At 49.0% G+C, this 16289-nt stretch carries 15 protein-coding genes; 11 read left to right on the top strand and 4 right to left on the bottom strand.

Translation table 11 applies throughout. The features are described 5' to 3' along the window. Positions 1-12: 12 nt before the first annotated feature. Positions 13-1053 (bottom strand): acyltransferase, encoded by a 1041-nt coding sequence (locus IPG80_RS12730; protein WP_345107355.1) that lies wholly within the window; start codon positions 1051-1053, stop codon positions 13-15. 227 nt (positions 1054-1280) lie between these two features. Between IPG80_RS12730 and IPG80_RS12735 the strand changes: the two genes are divergently transcribed. After that, positions 1281-2831 carry an NAD(P)H-hydrate dehydratase gene (locus IPG80_RS12735; protein ID WP_345107358.1) on the top strand — a complete coding sequence of 517 codons (1551 nt, stop codon included), beginning with the start codon at positions 1281-1283 and terminating at the stop codon, positions 2829-2831. Positions 2832-2900: 69 nt separating this feature from the next. Here IPG80_RS12735 and IPG80_RS12740 read toward each other — a convergent pair whose 3' ends face one another. Next, entirely contained in the window at positions 2901-4202 is a 1302-nt protein-coding gene (locus IPG80_RS12740; RefSeq protein ID WP_345107361.1) for an MFS transporter, read from the bottom strand. A 114-nt stretch (positions 4203-4316) separates the two neighbouring features. On the opposite strand from IPG80_RS12740, the gene IPG80_RS12745 reads away from it, so the two are divergent. The 3 genes from IPG80_RS12745 (at position 4317) to IPG80_RS12755 (ending at position 6916) form a co-directional block, all read left to right on the top strand. Beyond that, positions 4317-4793 (top strand): hypothetical protein, encoded by a 477-nt coding sequence (locus tag IPG80_RS12745; protein WP_345107364.1) that lies wholly within the window; start codon positions 4317-4319, stop codon positions 4791-4793. 135 nt (positions 4794-4928) lie between these two features. Then, entirely contained in the window at positions 4929-6095 is a 1167-nt protein-coding gene (locus IPG80_RS12750; protein ID WP_345107366.1) for an ATP-binding protein, read from the top strand. A 29-nt stretch (positions 6096-6124) separates the two neighbouring features. Continuing rightward, positions 6125-6916 (top strand): hypothetical protein, encoded by a 792-nt coding sequence (locus IPG80_RS12755; RefSeq protein ID WP_345107369.1) that lies wholly within the window; start codon positions 6125-6127, stop codon positions 6914-6916. 28 nt (positions 6917-6944) lie between these two features. Here IPG80_RS12755 and IPG80_RS12760 read toward each other — a convergent pair whose 3' ends face one another. Both IPG80_RS12760 and IPG80_RS12765 read right to left on the bottom strand, forming a co-directional pair. Beyond that, positions 6945-7439, bottom strand: coding sequence for an NUDIX domain-containing protein (locus IPG80_RS12760; protein WP_345107371.1), 495 nt, complete (start codon positions 7437-7439; stop codon positions 6945-6947). 14 nt (positions 7440-7453) lie between these two features. After that, positions 7454-8872, bottom strand: coding sequence for a class II fructose-bisphosphate aldolase (locus IPG80_RS12765; protein ID WP_345107373.1), 1419 nt, complete (start codon positions 8870-8872; stop codon positions 7454-7456). A 115-nt stretch (positions 8873-8987) separates the two neighbouring features. Between IPG80_RS12765 and IPG80_RS12770 the strand changes: the two genes are divergently transcribed. The 7 genes from IPG80_RS12770 to IPG80_RS12800 all read left to right on the top strand — a co-directional run bounded on the left by IPG80_RS12770 (position 8988) and on the right by IPG80_RS12800 (position 16232). Continuing rightward, a complete protein-coding gene (locus tag IPG80_RS12770; protein ID WP_345107376.1) occupies positions 8988-9509 on the top strand; it encodes a hypothetical protein in 522 nt (173 codons plus the stop codon). 45 nt (positions 9510-9554) lie between these two features. Continuing rightward, positions 9555-10958 carry an FAD binding domain-containing protein gene (locus IPG80_RS12775; RefSeq protein WP_345107379.1) on the top strand — a complete coding sequence of 468 codons (1404 nt, stop codon included), beginning with the start codon at positions 9555-9557 and terminating at the stop codon, positions 10956-10958. A 16-nt stretch (positions 10959-10974) separates the two neighbouring features. Further along, positions 10975-11397, top strand: coding sequence for a hypothetical protein (locus tag IPG80_RS12780; RefSeq protein ID WP_345107382.1), 423 nt, complete (start codon positions 10975-10977; stop codon positions 11395-11397). A gap of 5 nt (positions 11398-11402) precedes the next feature. After that, on the top strand, positions 11403-13592 hold the full coding sequence (locus tag IPG80_RS12785) for a xanthine dehydrogenase family protein molybdopterin-binding subunit (protein ID WP_345107385.1): 2190 nt from the start codon (positions 11403-11405) through the stop codon (positions 13590-13592). A gap of 87 nt (positions 13593-13679) precedes the next feature. After that, positions 13680-14471 (top strand): XdhC family protein, encoded by a 792-nt coding sequence (locus IPG80_RS12790; protein WP_345107388.1) that lies wholly within the window; start codon positions 13680-13682, stop codon positions 14469-14471. 4 nt (positions 14472-14475) lie between these two features. Next, positions 14476-15069: a zinc ribbon domain-containing protein gene (locus IPG80_RS12795; RefSeq protein WP_345107391.1), complete on the top strand. Its 594-nt coding sequence runs from the start codon at positions 14476-14478 to the stop codon at positions 15067-15069. A 116-nt stretch (positions 15070-15185) separates the two neighbouring features. After that, positions 15186-16232, top strand: a complete 1047-nt coding sequence (locus tag IPG80_RS12800; RefSeq protein ID WP_345107394.1) for an SPFH domain-containing protein — start codon at positions 15186-15188, stop codon at positions 16230-16232. The last annotated feature ends 57 nt before the right edge of the window (positions 16233-16289 follow it).

Below are 16289 nucleotides of genomic sequence, written 5' to 3' on the forward strand. Positions count from 1 at the left end.
TGGAAACTAGTGTTAGGCGATTTTTCGGCTAAGGCTCAGAAGAGGCAGCTCTATAAATCTGTAGCTGATGAACCCAGCGATCAATGAAAGAATAAATGCAATACAAAGGGCAATGTAATTATCAAGCAAGGCATCGTTGGCGAAAAGATTCCATACCTTGCCGACTGCATTTATTGTGAATAAGTGCGAGAGATAAATGGAGTACGAAGCATTTCCGGTTTGTATCAAGGGGCTTGGTAAGAACGTGCCATTCCGTTCGGCATGTACGATGCAGAAAACTATAATGGTTGCTGGAACTCCATAATAGACCAGTCGCGCCCAGCCTTCGAGGTACATCCCTGTTAAGTTCATGAATTGAACATAACCTAGAATTGCAGCCAGCATTCCAAGACATGCGATCGTAACCAATACAAACCCGTTTACTCTTACTTGTCTGGCATTATGAAAATGGACAGCAATCAGACACCCGGCAAGAAACTCAATGGTTAGGGGATTGAAAACAATATAGTAGGCTGGTCCTCCGGTTGGAGAACTAAAGATTGCAATAATGCCTCCCCAGACAAAAATCGCAGCAACAAGGAATTTTTCCGGCACAGCAAACAAAATCACGAAAAAGACCAGATAATAGTACATTTCATAGATCAGGGTCCAGCCTACTTGCACGAGAGGTAGTTTTAGGCTTGGCAATAAGAGGTACGAAGAAAAAATATCAACCTGACTGCCTTGGGAACTGTTTACCCATGACGGTTGGATGAGAAACACGATCAACGCAAGAGTCGTGTAAACCCAATATAGCGGATAAATCCTGGACGCCCGGTGGTAAAGGAACATGAGAGCTTCTCGCGCCTGTTGAAATTTCCCGCGCGTAATGGTAACCATGACGAACCCGCTTATGACAAAGAACAGATCTACACCGAACATGCCGAACGATAACCAACTAGGGAGCAAGGTTTGCGTCCCTCCATACTTGGCTTCGATAATCACGAGGTGAAAGAAGATGACCGCTATCACTGCGACACCTCGCAGTGCTTGAATATTATTTAGTTTTTTCATGGTTTTGTCCGTGCGAGTTTGGTTTTAGGTCCCAGTTGATTTTGAAATGTAGTGACTGTTTCTGAGCAGGAATCTTTTTTCGATTCCATGCCAAAGAAGGAAAGCCGTAACTGCCGTGATGGACAGAGAAGCAACCAAATAGACCCAGTAAAAAGGGTATAGTACAGTGTAAATCTGTATAATATATGCAAAGATTATAAACCTGTATCGTTTGGATGGATAATCGGATGAAAATCGTTACTGTTTCGCAAATGCGTGCGATCGAAAGGGAAGCAGATGCAAAAGGGGTCTCGTATGCAGAAATGATGGAAAATGCCGGGCGAGGGCTGGCAGAATCCATCCATGCATTAGGGCAGGAAAATGGCTGGGACTCTGTGACCGGTATTGTTGGTTCAGGTAATAATGGCGGCGACACGCTTGTAGCATTAACCTGGCTTTCCCAAGCAGGATGGCGTACCCATGCCTATCTTGTTAATCGTAAGATCGCAGGGGATCTGCTTATATCCACATACCTCGAAGCAGGCGGCGAAATGACCCAATTTGCCAACGATACCAGCCTTGATGGTTTGCATAATTTTTTGGAAGATACTGATGTCATGTTGGATGGGCTGCTTGGTACGGGTATCAAACTTCCATTGAAAACTGATGCGGCACTGGTTTTGCAGGGTGTCGCGCTCATCCTGTCTGATCTCGAGGTTCCGCCGTTCATTATCGCAGTAGATTGCCCGTCAGGGGTCGATTGCGATACAGGCTTATGTGCCGATGAAACCCTGCCTGCAGATATCACTCTCACAATGGCGGCAGTCAAACAAGGCTTGCTTTCGCTGCCTGCGTTTGAATATGTTGGCGCACTGGAGTTGATAGAAATCGGTTTGCCTGATGATTTGAAATCGTGGACTGCGGTTGAAATTGAAGCGGCAGATGCAAATCAAGTTGCTGCGTTTCTACCGGAACGTACTCCCGCTTCACACAAAGGGACATTTGGTACGGCCTTCGTGGTGGCTGGATCTGCATCTTATACTGGCGCAGCTTTACTTGCCGGGAAAGCCGCCTACCGTGTTGGCGCTGGGCTGGTGACTTTGGCAATCCCTGAAATGCTGCATGCCGCGCTTGCTGGTCACATCCCTGAAGCGACCTGGGTTTTGTTGCCGCATGAACATGGCTTTATTTCTGAAGACGCTGTCCACCCATTCTTAAATAACTTGGATCGCGCCACAGCGATCTTGTTGGGTCCAGGTTTGGGTGATAAGGCAACAACCAAAATATTTATTGAGCAGATATTGCCTTCCATTGAAATACCGGCAGTTTTTGATGCGGACGGATTGCGGCATTTATCTAGTATTCAAGATTGGCATCGAATATTACCCGTACTGTCTGTGCTAACGCCACATCCCGGCGAGATGTCTGCTATGACTGGGATATCCCGAAATGAAGTTCAGTCGCAACGGACGGAAGTGGCTGGAAAGTATGCCAAAGAGTGGGGGCACGTAGTTGTCTTGAAAGGTGCTTTTACCGTTATTGCATCTCCTGATGGACGCAAAACCATCATTCCTGTGGCTACCCCTGCACTAGCTCGTGCTGGCACTGGAGATGTGCTGGCTGGGCTTATTACCGGTCTGCGTGCCCAGGGAGTGGGTGCTTACGAAGCTGCTGTGGCTGGGGCGTTTATCCATGCTCAAGCCGGGCTTCACGCTGCCGACATCTTCGGTACTACAGCATCTGTTTTGGCAAGCGATGTGTTGGATTCAATTCCTGACATTATTGCCGAATTGGAATAAAAACGTGCCGCGACTTCCGCATCCTGCAGGATGCGGAAGTCGCGGCTCTACACCGTCGTTGATGATCACTTAATGTGAGGCGTTCTTTTCATGCGAAGAAAGGATTGGCTCTACGAGCGGTTTAAGTTCCCATTGAAGCAAGCCTTTCCTCAAAATAAGCATCAGTGTGGCTCCCAATGCGAGACAGATTGCGTTGATCATGATGACCGTCTCTGCGCCAAGGACTTCAGCGGTGTACCCAATAAACAAGGATGACAGGGGTTGTAGACCGAAGGAGACCATTGTGAACAGGCTGATGATTCTGGCACGCATGTCACCAGGAGCCATCAATTGCATGACGCCCAGTCCGGTGGTTAACACCAAAGGTGCGCCGAGGCTGACGAGGAAAATAGATACCATGGAAAGCGGCAGGAATGTGGAGCGGGAGAGCAGAAGATAGAAGGTCCCCATCCAGATCGCTGCACCGCCAACGATGCGCCCGATGCGCTTTGCAGTTTGCGAAAGCGGCAACAGGAACAGCGTGGAAATGAGCGCGCCTGCGCCAGACGAACCCATTAATAGACCAAAGGTTTGCGAGTCGCCTTTTAATACATGATCTGCCACAGCGGGGAGAATATTCATGATGGAGAGACCAAAAAAGGTCACGAGTGAGGCGAAGATCAAAAGATCCACCATGCGCGGCTGTGATCGAACGTAGTCCAATACTTCGCGGAATTGACCACGTCCACTATCGCGTTTATTGATCTCCTGCTGGTGTGATTTGACCATAAAGATGCTCAACAGCACCACCATAAAACTTGCGCCATTGATCCAAAACGCTGCAGCCGAACCTACCACTTTTAGTAAAATTCCCGCCGCCGCCGGACCTAACATTCGTGCTACTTGCAAGCCCATAATATTGAGCGTCACCGCCTGACGTATTTGCTTCATGCCGGAAAGGTCGCCAATGAAGGCTTGTTGAGCAGGAAAATCAAGCGCTGCAATCGTGCCGAGGATAAACGAGAACGTATAAATGTGCCAAATCTGTACAAGGTTCGTCTGCACAAGAAATGCCATAGTAAATGCAAGTAACATTGCTATGGCTTGAGTGACTAGCAATATCACGCGACGGTTATAACGATCGGCAAACCCGCCTGCCCATGGAGCAAGCAAAAATAATGGGAGGCTGTTGAGCATGACTACGATGCCCAGTGAGCTCTCTGAGTGAGTCAGTTCCCAGACCACCCAGCTTTGTGCTGTAGCTTGCATCCATGTACCGAGCAGTGAAACTGCCTGTCCGCCTAAATAGATGCGCAGGTTGCGGATCTTGAGCGGTTCAAAGCTGCGTGTGTAGGTATTAATCAGGCTTGGGCGTTCGATTGGTTTTTCCAAGAATTTCTCCTTTATTATGGGCAAAAGCCATCATTTACGATGGCTGCCTTTACTCGATTCTTACCAAAAACTTGTAAAAGACAGTAGAATTAATTATTCACATGGAGAGTATAGATGATTAAAAACAAGATTGTGTTCATTTTTTTCCTTTTTGGGGTTCTGGCACTTTCTGCCTGTGCTAATGTGCCTGCTGATGCTGCACCAACTATGGATGTGGTCGGAACGACTGCCGCTGAATTGGCACGTATGATGTTAACCCAAACTGCTGGTGCTGTTACGCCTACTCCTTTTCCTCCGACCGAAACCCCGCTTCCGTCTTTTACCGAGACTCCAACCCTTGAGCCTACTATTGCGGTGACGGCGATCCCCATGATTTCAAGAGATACCGGCTGCTATGACGGACCAGGAACTAATCGTACTCTCGTAACGAATATTGTTGTGACAGAGCAAGTGGAAGTGGTGGGTATTTCGAGCGTGCCGGGGTGGTATGTTATTCGAAATCCCATTTATGGTTCTCTTTGCTGGGTGCCGCAAGATGCTCTTGAGTTTGCTCCCGATTTTGACCTTACTTCTCTTGAGGTGATTCCTTAGTCTTTACGCATTTAATGGATATTTTTGGTGCTACCTTTGCGAACATTAATGGTTAATTAAAAATCAAGCGTGAGGAATAGTCCAAATGGGTGAAAACCTAAATTTTCACCGGTAGTAAAATCGAACAGACATCACATGACAACCATTCGCACACCGGCAAGAATTATCCCTCGCGCTTTTCCTGGCATCACCCCAGACGAAGTGCAGGAGATCATCATCAACAGTCAGATCAAGAGCTATCCTGTTGGGACAGTTCTCTGTCAGGAAGATTCTATTGAACATACTTTTTATATGATTCTCGAAGGGGATTTTGAGGTCACGAAAACCATTAACAATACCGATAAGCGCTTGCTGAAAACTCTCAATGCAGGAGATTTCTTTGGCGAAATGGCGCTCATTCATAACGCACCGCGTGCAGCCACGGTTCGAGCGCTGACCCCGGCAGTTGTGTTGGAATTGAATAAACAGGGGTTTGACCGCGTTTTGAAACATAGCCCCAGCGTGGCAACCGCCATGGTGGCCGAGATCAGCAATCGATTAAGGGCGAACGATCAACTTGCCATTGAGGATCTGCGTCTGCGTGCACGTGAACTTGCGGATGCTTATCAAAAACTTGCTGAGCAGGATATGGTTCGCAATGGCTTCCTCACTTCCATTGCACATGAACTACGAACCCCATTAACCGTTGCTAGCGGATACCTGCATACGCTCAAAAAAGGGGTACTTAGCGGTGACCAGTTGCAATCAACCATTGAGATCGTTAGTCGGAATGTGGATGAGATCGTTAATCTGACGAATGACTTGTTGTTTCTTCAGGAACAGGATCTTGTGTTGCGCGATTTTCAACCCGTTGATTTGGTTTCCTTAGTACAGAAGGTGATCGCTAAATATCGAGATAAAGCAGTTTCACGCGGTATTAGCATTAAAGTTCGAGGGAATACCAGCCTGGCTACCATTCAAGGAGATGAGCCTTCGCTTGAACGCGCCTTTACCGGGTTGCTTGACAATGCAATAAAATTCAGCCCGTCTAATGGAACTGTGGACATCCGCTTTGCAGATCTGGGCAATCATGTGGCCGTCAGTGTTATTGACTATGGCATTGGCATTGACCCGCAGATTCGTCCTCGTATCTTCGAACGCTTTTTCCATCTTGAAAAAAATGGAGATGAGTTATATGATGGCTTGGGAATCGGACTTTCCATCACCCGTCAGGTCATTCAACAACACCGCGGCATGCTGGATGTCGATAGCCAGCCCGGAAAAGGCAGTACCTTCACAATATCCTTGCTAAAACGAAATTGATCCCACATCGCAACCCGGAGAGGCTAATAATGCCTGTCAGAAACCTACGTACTCTCATTGCAGCCGCATTTTTTCTGTCTGTCATTGGGTGCAGTTCACAAAATGAAGCCACTAGTCCAGCCTTGCCAACTGTCCTGTCGCCTTCAAGTTTACAGGCAGGGAGTGGTGTTACAGCGGAAATTTGCAAAAATAATCTTCTGCCTGTTGTTCAAGGTGCCACTTGGACGTACCTCACCACCGGCGGACCTAATGGTGATTTCACTTATTCCGATACGATTACAGAAACCCGCACAGATGGCTTTACGCTTACGTCCCAATTCCCTAGCCTGAGCCTGACGCAGGATTGGATTTGTTCATCGGAGGGATTAATTGCCCGGCAATTAGGCGGCGGCACCACTGCCAGCGTTTCCATGCAGAACATGATCACAAACTTTAAAACTCTTGAAGTCAGTGGTTTGAGCATCCCGGCAAATATCACCCCAGGGATGCAATGGAAATATACCCTTTTGATGGAAGGTTCGGTTGCCATGCCCGGCGAAAACACACAATCTCCTGGCACATTCAATCTGACCATGCAGGAAATGGGCAGAGAATCTGTAACCGTTCCAGCAGGCAATTTCGAAGCAATCAAGCTCCAGGCGACTTTTGAAGCCCAAATTGATGTAGATTTTCAGGGCAGCCCGGTGCCTTATACAGTGCATGGGTCAAGCATTGTCTGGTATGCACCTGATGTAGGCTTTATCAAATCCATTGAGAATATTGATTTTAGTGGAACATCGTTCACTTCAAATACGGAACTCCAAGCTTATAACCTCCCTTAAAATTCTACGCCGCCTCAAAGGCGGCGTTTCATTCATTAAAAGCAATGTGCAGTCTGTCGTCTTTATAAAACGACCTTGCTGAAAAAGGCGGGTCACCACGCTTCATTGGGTGGATTCTTCCCAGCAGAATGGGTAGGTCTTCTACAACGGGTAGATGGTCCAACGCTTCTTTCTGAACCCATTCTGGGATGCCTTCTTTGGAGCCTTTTACTTCGCCTTGGGCGTTCTCTCCCACCACTAAAAATAGACAAATCCCCACACCCCCGGCATCGATGACAACAGTTCCGCATAGCCATAAGTCTGCAGTGATACCGGCTTCTTCCATTAATTCGCGCTGCGCGGAAGAGAGGACATCCTCTCCGCGATCTACATGACCGCCCAACCCATTGTATTTTCCCGCCCAGAGCCGTTTGGTTGGAGCACCTTTGAGTAATAAATACTCATCCCCGCGCCGGACGAAGATCGCCGTGCGGGGAATGAGCATATATCTATCGTTTGTCACGCCTTGATCAGAAACTGGCATGCCAATGTGTCGGCTTAATCTGAAAGATCGCTGACGTCTTCAGCTGCAACAGCTTGCTTGACGTAATCCGCCAGTACCGGTTGAACCTTCACTGGCTTGATGTACTTGTCAGTGAACTGCTTGGTGTCCTTCAAGCCAAGCAAATTAAACAATTTGTCGAACTGAGCTTCCCATGCCGCACCCAGCTTGTTAAGCGACTCGGCAGGCAAGGCATAAGACTTTGCTTTGAAAGGACCAATGGCATTCTTGCGGACCTTGTAATAGAACTGCTCATCGGTCATTCCGGGTTTGCGGTCTGCCGCGGAATTAACATCCAGCCAGACGTACATTTCCTTTTTGAAGTCGGCAGGAATATTATCGAAGAACATGGTGGCGAAGTTTGTAGCGAGATGAACTTCAATAGCTTCGTGCTGAACGAATTTGTTGAAATTCTCTTCTGGTACAGTAGACGCACCATGCTGAACTGTGCCGCCCATGCCATAATCCTTGCGGGCTACACGGCTAAGGTCACGCAAAACGTCGAAGGCAATGTTCACTTCGGCGATCGAGCCGTCGGGAAGAACAGTACCGCCGTGGGAGGTGCCGGTCAATACGCTGATCTTGCTAAGACCGGGCTTGCCCGGGGCGAGTTTCTTCAGGTTGGCGTTATAAGCGTCCATGTATGCACGTAATTCCGGCTCAGTGGAATTTTCTGTGCCTACTTCACCGATCTCGCCGCCAATGGAAATGGTCACACCGGCGGGTTCGTTCTCGCGAATGAAAGCGGAAAGTTCAGCAGATAGTTTGCTGTTCAGTTCCTGCTGAGCTTCAACGGTCGGAAGGTGGATATCAACCAGTGTGGACGTATCAACATCAATGTTATAGAAACCAGCTGCCATGGCTTCAATGGACAGGTCGCGTACGGCTTTTAATTCAGCTGCTGCATCTGCCTTGTATTTTTTGGCAGAAACCTGGAAGTGATCTCCCTGAATGAAGATCGGTCCCTGATAACCTTCTGCAACTGCTGCGCCTAGAATGTTCGTAGCGTATTCAGAAGGGCGCTGGTCAGTGTAGCTCATTTCAGAACGAGCCAGCTCAAAAATGAAGGCGCCGGCGTTGATCTTGTTCGCTGCGCGGAACATGGCGCGGGCAGCGTAGTGAGACAGGGCGCGCAGGTTAAAAGCGGGGGTCGTGAAGGTCATTGGGGCTTCACCGCGCCCACGAGCCATGTAAAGTTCGTGGATGGAAGCGGCGTAAACGCCCAGTTCCAGCGCAGCAGCGCGTACCAGAAAACGGGACCAGCCCGCAGTTGAGTCCGAGGCGAGCGCGGATCGCTCCACCAATTTGCCGACATTCTTCCTGAACTTTTCCGCATCCAATACACGAACGGTGGTTCCATCAAATGAAAGGCTGTTCTCGACGAGGTCGAGTAGTTGATTTACGGGGTCAGACATGAAAATCTCCTGATTAAAAAATGATAGATTGATTATAACTTGAATTAAACGATATAATTGATTGACTAAAGAAACGAAATAAACCCTTGCACGTATATTCTGGCAGGAGGCTCCAATGAGCGATTTTTTCGAAAAAGTAAGCAGTCAGGTTGACCCATTCAAGAAATTGGTTTCGTATATTCCAGGTTTTAGTGGTTACGTGGAACGGCAGAACCGTCGTGACGCAGATAAATTGCTGCGTGAAACGGTGGCGCGTCGTTTCGAGGAATTATGGGGTCGAACATCTCAGTTGCAGGCGGATATGGTCGGCGCTGGGCAGATCTCATATGTTGATGATATGGAAAAAGCTGCCTTGGCTTTGCGCACATTCATCGACAAGATCAGCACAGCGGCACGCGGTTATTCCGGAATGTTTGATGCTGTCAAAATCAACGAGAAGGAATTGGAAGCGATTTATCAATTTGATGCCGCCTTCTTCGATCTTGGTGACCAGGTCAAAAGCGCACTGGACAATGTGGAAGCCAGCATGGGCGATGAAGCCGCTCTGCCTGCTGCCATCCGCAACATAACCACCCTTGCCCGCCTCGCAGTGGAAACGTTTGAGCGTCGCTCCGAAGTGGTGACGGGAAGTCGGTAACCTAATGTAGGGGCGCAGCAATCCTGCGCCCCTACGGGATTTAATATGTGGCACGAATATATCAACGTAACCTCTATTGATGAAGCCGTAGGCATCCTTGCTGAAAAACGCGAGAACGCGCGTATTGTGGCAGGCGGCACCGACTTGATCCTTGAACTCGAGCGGGGCGTCCGCAAAGGCGTGCATACGCTTGTAGACGTCACCCGAATCCCCAAACTTAATCAAATCACAATAGACGAAGATGAAGTCATTCATCTAGGTGCCTTGGTCACACATAACGATTGCGCTGCCTCAAGGTTGATCAGGACGCGCGCGTATCCGTTAGCGCGCGCCTCTTGGGAGGTGGGTGCGCCGCAGATCCGTAATCGCGGCACGGTGGCTGGAAACATCATCACCGGTTCGCCTGCCAATGACACTATCACTCCATTGATGGCGCTTGGCGCGAAGGTCACACTTGTTTCTGCCAGGAAGACGCGAGTGGTGCCGCTAAAGAAGTTCTATCTCGGTGTGCGTAAAACCATTATGGAACCGGATGAAATGCTTGTGGATATTTCCTTCCCGGCACTGACAAAGACCCAGCGTGGAACCTTCATCAAGTTAGCGTTGCGCCGCGCCCAAGCTATCTCTCTCGTCAATGCTGCGATCATTCTGGACCTCAAAGCTGATACCGTTAAATCTGCTTCCATTACCCTGGGAGCGGTGACGCCTATCATTACTCATGCAGCGAAAGCAGAAAAATTCCTGGTGGGCAAAAAGCTCAACGAGAAAAACATTGCCGCCGCAGCCGAGCTGGCAATGAAATCTGCAAAGCCCATTAGCGATGTGCGCAGTTCGGCAAACTATCGCAGCGAAATAGTGCGAGTCATTACTCAGCGTGGGTTGACTGCCATTCGAGATGGGAAAGAACAATCCGGCATGCCAAAAAAACCGATCCTGCTTGTGAGTGGTGAAAAACCAAGTTCTAATTTGCAGTCGGCAGGCGCTTTTCCAAAAGATACAATTGAAACGACTGTTAATGGAAAAAAATACTCCTTCACCAGCGGTCACGATAAAACCTTGTTGCGCTTATTGCGTGAAGAAGGCATGCTGCTCGGTACGAAGGAAGGCTGTGCTGAAGGCGAATGCGGCGCATGTACGGTTTTCCTGGACGGGTGTGCAGTGATGTCCTGCCTTGTCCCAGCCCCGCGTGCACATGGTGCGGAGATCGTCACCATTGAAGGTCTGGCAGACGGTGAAACCCTCAACCCAGTGCAGGCGAAATTCATCGAACATAATGCTGTTCAATGCGGATATTGTATTCCTGGTTTTATCATGTCAGGTTCAAAACTGCTTGAAGAAAAACCCAACCCCACTCGTAACGAGATCGAACAAGCCATTACTGGCAACCTTTGCCGGTGTACGGGCTATTACAAGATCGTAAAGGCGCTGGAAGAAGCAGCCAATGCGTAAACCTTAAAAGGTGAATATGAGCAAATATAGAAGTTCCACAACGAAGGCAGTAAAAGAAAAATCGAAACAACCGCATTTCTTGTGGCGTGGAATCGGTTGTTTTATGATGATCTTGATCCCTGTTATTTCAGTGGCTATTGGATATGAGTTGGTTCAGTTTGCGATCGTGCAGCGATACCCAATCCCACACGAACTTTTGGGTTTGCCGCGCTTCCCGGCACTTTTTTATAAGTCCAGCGGCATCATGATCATCCTTCGCCCGATCGCCTCTATTAAACATTTATATGCTTATGCATCAGCCGCTCTATTGGTGATGATAACTCTTGGTGGTATTACTTCGCTCGGGTATGCATTCGTATATCGTATGGTTGGTCCCTCACGTTATGGACCGCTCGATGTGCCGCCTCCAAAGATTAAAGCAAAACCATATAAAAGATAAACATAATGCCAATGGAATCTGTAGGAAAATCTCATCCCCGTATCGATGCACTAGGCAAGGTTACTGGCTCCACTGAATACTCTGGAGACCGCAACTTGCCAGGTATGCTCCATATGAAAACGGTTATGGCAGAGCGCCCACATGCACGTGTGCTGGATATTCGCATTGAAAAAGCACTTGCTGTCCCTGGGGTTCTTGCCATCTACACAGCAAAAGATGTTCCGATCAACGAATATGGTCTGCAGATCCCGGATCAGCCTGTGTTGTGTGGACCCGGTGCCAGTAAACCTTATACGGATATTGTCCGTTTTGTGGGCGATCAAGTTGCAGTCGTGGTAGCTGAATCCGAGGTTCAGGCAGCAGAAGCGATGAAGTTGATCGAGGTGGATTACGAAGACCTTCCGCTTCTAACCGATCCTGTTGATGCCATGCGCCCTGATGCGCCGCTTCTCCACCCAGACCGGGGGGACTCTAACGTTTGTGTCCATTACAAGATACGCAAAGGAAATGTAGAGGATGCATTCGCCAAAGCCGATGTGATCATTGAAGGCGAATACCGTACACCGGTACAGGAACATGCCTATCTTCAGCCCGAGGCGGGACTAGGCTATATTGACGAAGAAGGACGCATCGTTATTGAAAGTGCAGGTCAGTGGACGAATGCCGACCGTAAAGAAGTGGCTCACGCCTTGAATGTTCCCGAAGAGCAGGTGCGCATTATTTATCCTGCCATTGGCGGCGCATTTGGTGGACGTGAGGACCTCTCGGTGCAGATCGTGCTGGCGTTGGCGGTTATGAAGCTGAAAAGACCGGTCAAGATCATTTGGTCGCGGCGCGAGTCTATGATTGGACATGGAAAACGGCATGCCGTTCTCCTGCGAGCCAAATGGGCTGCCACAAAAGACGGTAAATTGGTGGCGATCGAAAATGAGCTCATCGGTGATGGCGGTGCTTACATGTACACCACGAATAAGGTGCTTGGCAATGCAGCCATCACATCCAGCGGACCTTATGCTGTTGAAAACGTAAAAACAGATGTGTATGGTGTGTATACCAATAACGTTCCTGGCGCGGCATTTCGCGGCTTTGGTGCTCCGCAGGCATTATTCATGGCAGAAAGCCAAATGAACAAGCTCGCTGAGAAGCTCGGCATGGACCCTGTTGAACTTCGCCTTAAAAACGCATTACGAGCAGGTGATACTCTTGGGGTGGGTACCCCCGTCCCAACCCCGGTCAGCGTTGTGGAATGTATTGAAGCGGCGCGTGATTCTTTCAAATGGAAAAAACAAACGAAGAAAAAAAACAAAAAACAGGGAGCTATCGCAAAAGGGAGTGGTTTTGCGGCTGGCTTTAAGAATGTCGGTTTTTCGTTTGGATATAAAGAAAACTGTTGGGCTAAGGTTGAGATCCACGGTAATGGAAAGATCGAACGGGTAGTGTTGCATCATGCCGGTGCGGAGGTTGGTCAAGGTTTCCAGACTGTGATGACGCAAATGGCTGCCCATGTATTGGGCATATCCACAGAGCTGGTTGAGATGCGAACTTCGGACTCTGCCACCCAGGGCAACCCAGGTTCTGCATCTGCTTCGCGTCTGACCTTTATGGCAGGTAATTCTGTTAAAGGTGCTGCAGAAGCAGCCCTGGAAAAATGGAAGGCGGAGGAACGCCCTGCCATTGCTGAATTCCAATACTTTGCACCACCGACCACACCCATGGACAAAGAGACCGGCTATTCCATGCCGAATTTCCAGTACGCATATGTAGCGCAGGCAGTGGATGTTGAGGTGGATACCGAAACAGGTCATGTGCGTGTAAAGCGGATCGTTTCGGCAGATGATGTTGGAACAGCGATCAACCCGGACCTAGTCGTCGCTCAGATCGAAGGCGCTGTTGTACAGGCGCACGGCTATGCTGTCATGGAAGAGTTCAAGACTAAAGATGGTCGGGTACTAACCGATCAATTTAGTACCTATCTATTGCCGACGATTTTGGATATTCCTGAAAAAATGGAATCCGTCCTTGTGGAAGTTCCAGACCCGAACGGACCTTGGGGTGCGCGTGGAATGGGAGAGTTGCCTTACCTTCCAGTTGCCCCTGCCATAGCCGCTGCCATCCACGATGCGACCGGTGTTTGGATCAGTGAATTTCCATTTACGCCAGAACGTGTGCTGCGGGCGCTGGGCAAGATCAAATAGATACATTAATTTTTTGAATACCGCAACCATGGAGACCCAATAGAATCCTGTCTCTGTGGTTGCGATTTGCAGAAATATTTCAAACCCATGACTTCGATCTATCAAGCGTTATCAGAACTCGAAAAGAACAATCAATCAGCCGCCCTTTGCACGGTTACAAAGAGCGAAGGGTCTACTCCGCGACATGTGGGCAGCAAGATGTTGGTCTACCCAGACGGCACATTCATTGGCACTGTCGGTGGCGGAGACTTGGAGCACCGTGTTCTCGGTGAAGCCTGGGTAGCTCTTGGTGATGGCAAGCCTCGGTATTTGCATTACAACATGGCTGATCCGTCCCGCGGCGACCCTGGCGTATGTGGCGGACAAGTGGAGGTCTTTGTGGAACCAATCCTTCCAGCCGCAACGATCGTTGTGATCGGCGCGGGGCATGTGGGCAAGGCTGTTGTTCACCTTGCAAAATGGCTGGGCTTTCGTGTGGTAGTTAGCGATGATCGCCCGGAATTTTGTGTCCCAGATACTACTCCCGGAGCAGATGAGTATTATCCGGTCGAGATGGGGAAATTGGGTGAACAACTTAAGATTACCCAAAGAACCTATTTGGTCGTCACCAGTCGCGGCTCCAGTGTAGATGTGGTGGGTCTCCCATCTTTGCTTGAAAGTGATGCTGCGTATATTGGCATTATTGGCTCAAAGCGAAGATGGGCTACAACCGTTAAAGGTTTAAAAGAAAAAGGCGTGAAGGATGATCTGATCGCGAAGGTCCATTCGCCGCTGGGCTTGGAATTGGAAGCAGAAACTCCCGAAGAAATTGCTGTTAGTATCATGGCAGAGATTATGATGCTTCGAAACAAAGCAACCGGGAAATCAATGAGGGGATAATAAAATGACTTTACCTGCAAATCAACGAATGTTCCATGGCGGAATTCGTGCAGCAGCATTGGCTGACCAGCTTGGAGCGCGTTTCAATGATCGTCAAAGACGTGTGAAAGTCCAATCGCAAGGTGATACTGCCCTGGTACAAATAGGCTCCAAACATGGAACGCCTGTCACTGTGCATATTGCAGATACTGATGGCGGTGTATTGGTGACGATGAGCCGCGACCGTAACTGGCTCGACAAAGTGGCAGATTCAAGTGAAATGATGGAACGCGCGGCAAGCAGTCCTCTTTCGCTTTTGGCAATGATCCCGGATATTGTTGGGGAACTGAACCAGGAAAATATAGCTCCCAAGATCTGGGATGCCATTAATGACCTTTGCGCTCTTACGCGGTCTTTGGCAGGTGAAAGTAGTGCGCCAGGTAACCCCAAGGTCTGCGAATTTTGCGGAACTTCCAATGACCCGGACCTGGATATCTGCTTTTCATGCGGGGGAGCTTTGCCGGTTGACCTGCCGCGTGTCTGCCCAAAATGCAGTCGTAAGCACACTTCAGATGCTTTATTTTGTCAGGCTTGTGGGACGAGGCTGGTGGTTGGGTAGCACTAAAGGGTGCAACGAAACAACGTTTATTGCGTAGAAATATAGGAAAAACGGTTCTTGACCGGAATATTAGATGGACTATAATCACATAGTTATTTACTCAAAGGAGAGAAACCATGGCTAGAATTTTTGATGTCATTGAATACCCGAATGAAATGAGCGACGAAATCGTTCACCGCTTCCCAGAAGAAGGGATTGGTGATTTCCGCATCGGCTCGCAAGTGATCGTACGCGAAAGCCAGAACGCTGTCTTCTTCCGTGATGGCAATGCGTTGGATGTGTTTAAAGCTGGTCGTCATACGATCGCCACGGCGAACATCCCGATGTTGATCGATTTCATCGGCAAGGCATTTAACGACCGCACACCCTTCCCTGCAGAGGTCTACTTTGTTTCAAAGAAAGAATTTGCGAACAAGAAATGGGGCACTTCGCAGCCGATCCTTGTTGAAACTCCAGGCAAAGGACTGGGGTATCTGTTCATTCAGGGTTTTGGTACGTTCTCCTTCCAGGTAAAGGATCCTCAACAGTTTGTCACTCAGATTGTAGGTGCCACCGGATCGTATCGCACCTCTGAAATTGAAGAGCGCTTGAAGACGATGTTGGTCTCAAAGCTGACTGACGTGTTGGGTGAGTTCAGTCAGACCACGCAAAGCCTGGCAGCCAAGATCAGCGGCATGAACGAAGAACTCGGCGCTGCTGTGCGTGCGAAGGGCAAAGATGATTTTGAAGCGATAGGACTGACGCTTAAGACGTTCTACATTGGGAACCTCAAGCCGAGCACCAAATCCGCTCAGGAACTGCGCGACGCAGGTTTACTCGACCCGGCGATCTACGCTCAATTGCAGGCAGCAGATGCCATGCGCGAAGCGGCAAACAATGCAAATGGCGGCGCAGGGCTTACGGCTGGTATTGGCGCGGGTATGGGCATTGGAAACCTGATGGGGCAAGCTCTTCAGGGCGGCATGCAAACGGGTGGTGGCGGCGCTTCAGGCGGTGGAGCTAAAATGCCGGACATCATGACTCCTGCTGAAGCGGCTCAGATCATGAAGGTGACCGAGGATGATATCCTTGAAGCCATCAAGGACGGCAGCTTGAAAGCCAAGAAGGTTGGCAAGGCGTTCCGCATTAGCAAAGATAACCTTGAATCCTTTATGAATAGCTAGTTTGTTGATAAAAAAATCCGGTCTCAGCAGATAAATGCTGAGACCGGATTTTTTTTG

Source organism: Candidatus Villigracilis vicinus (assembly GCF_016702885.1).
Lineage (GTDB): Bacteria > Chloroflexota > Anaerolineae > Anaerolineales > Villigracilaceae > Villigracilis > Villigracilis vicinus.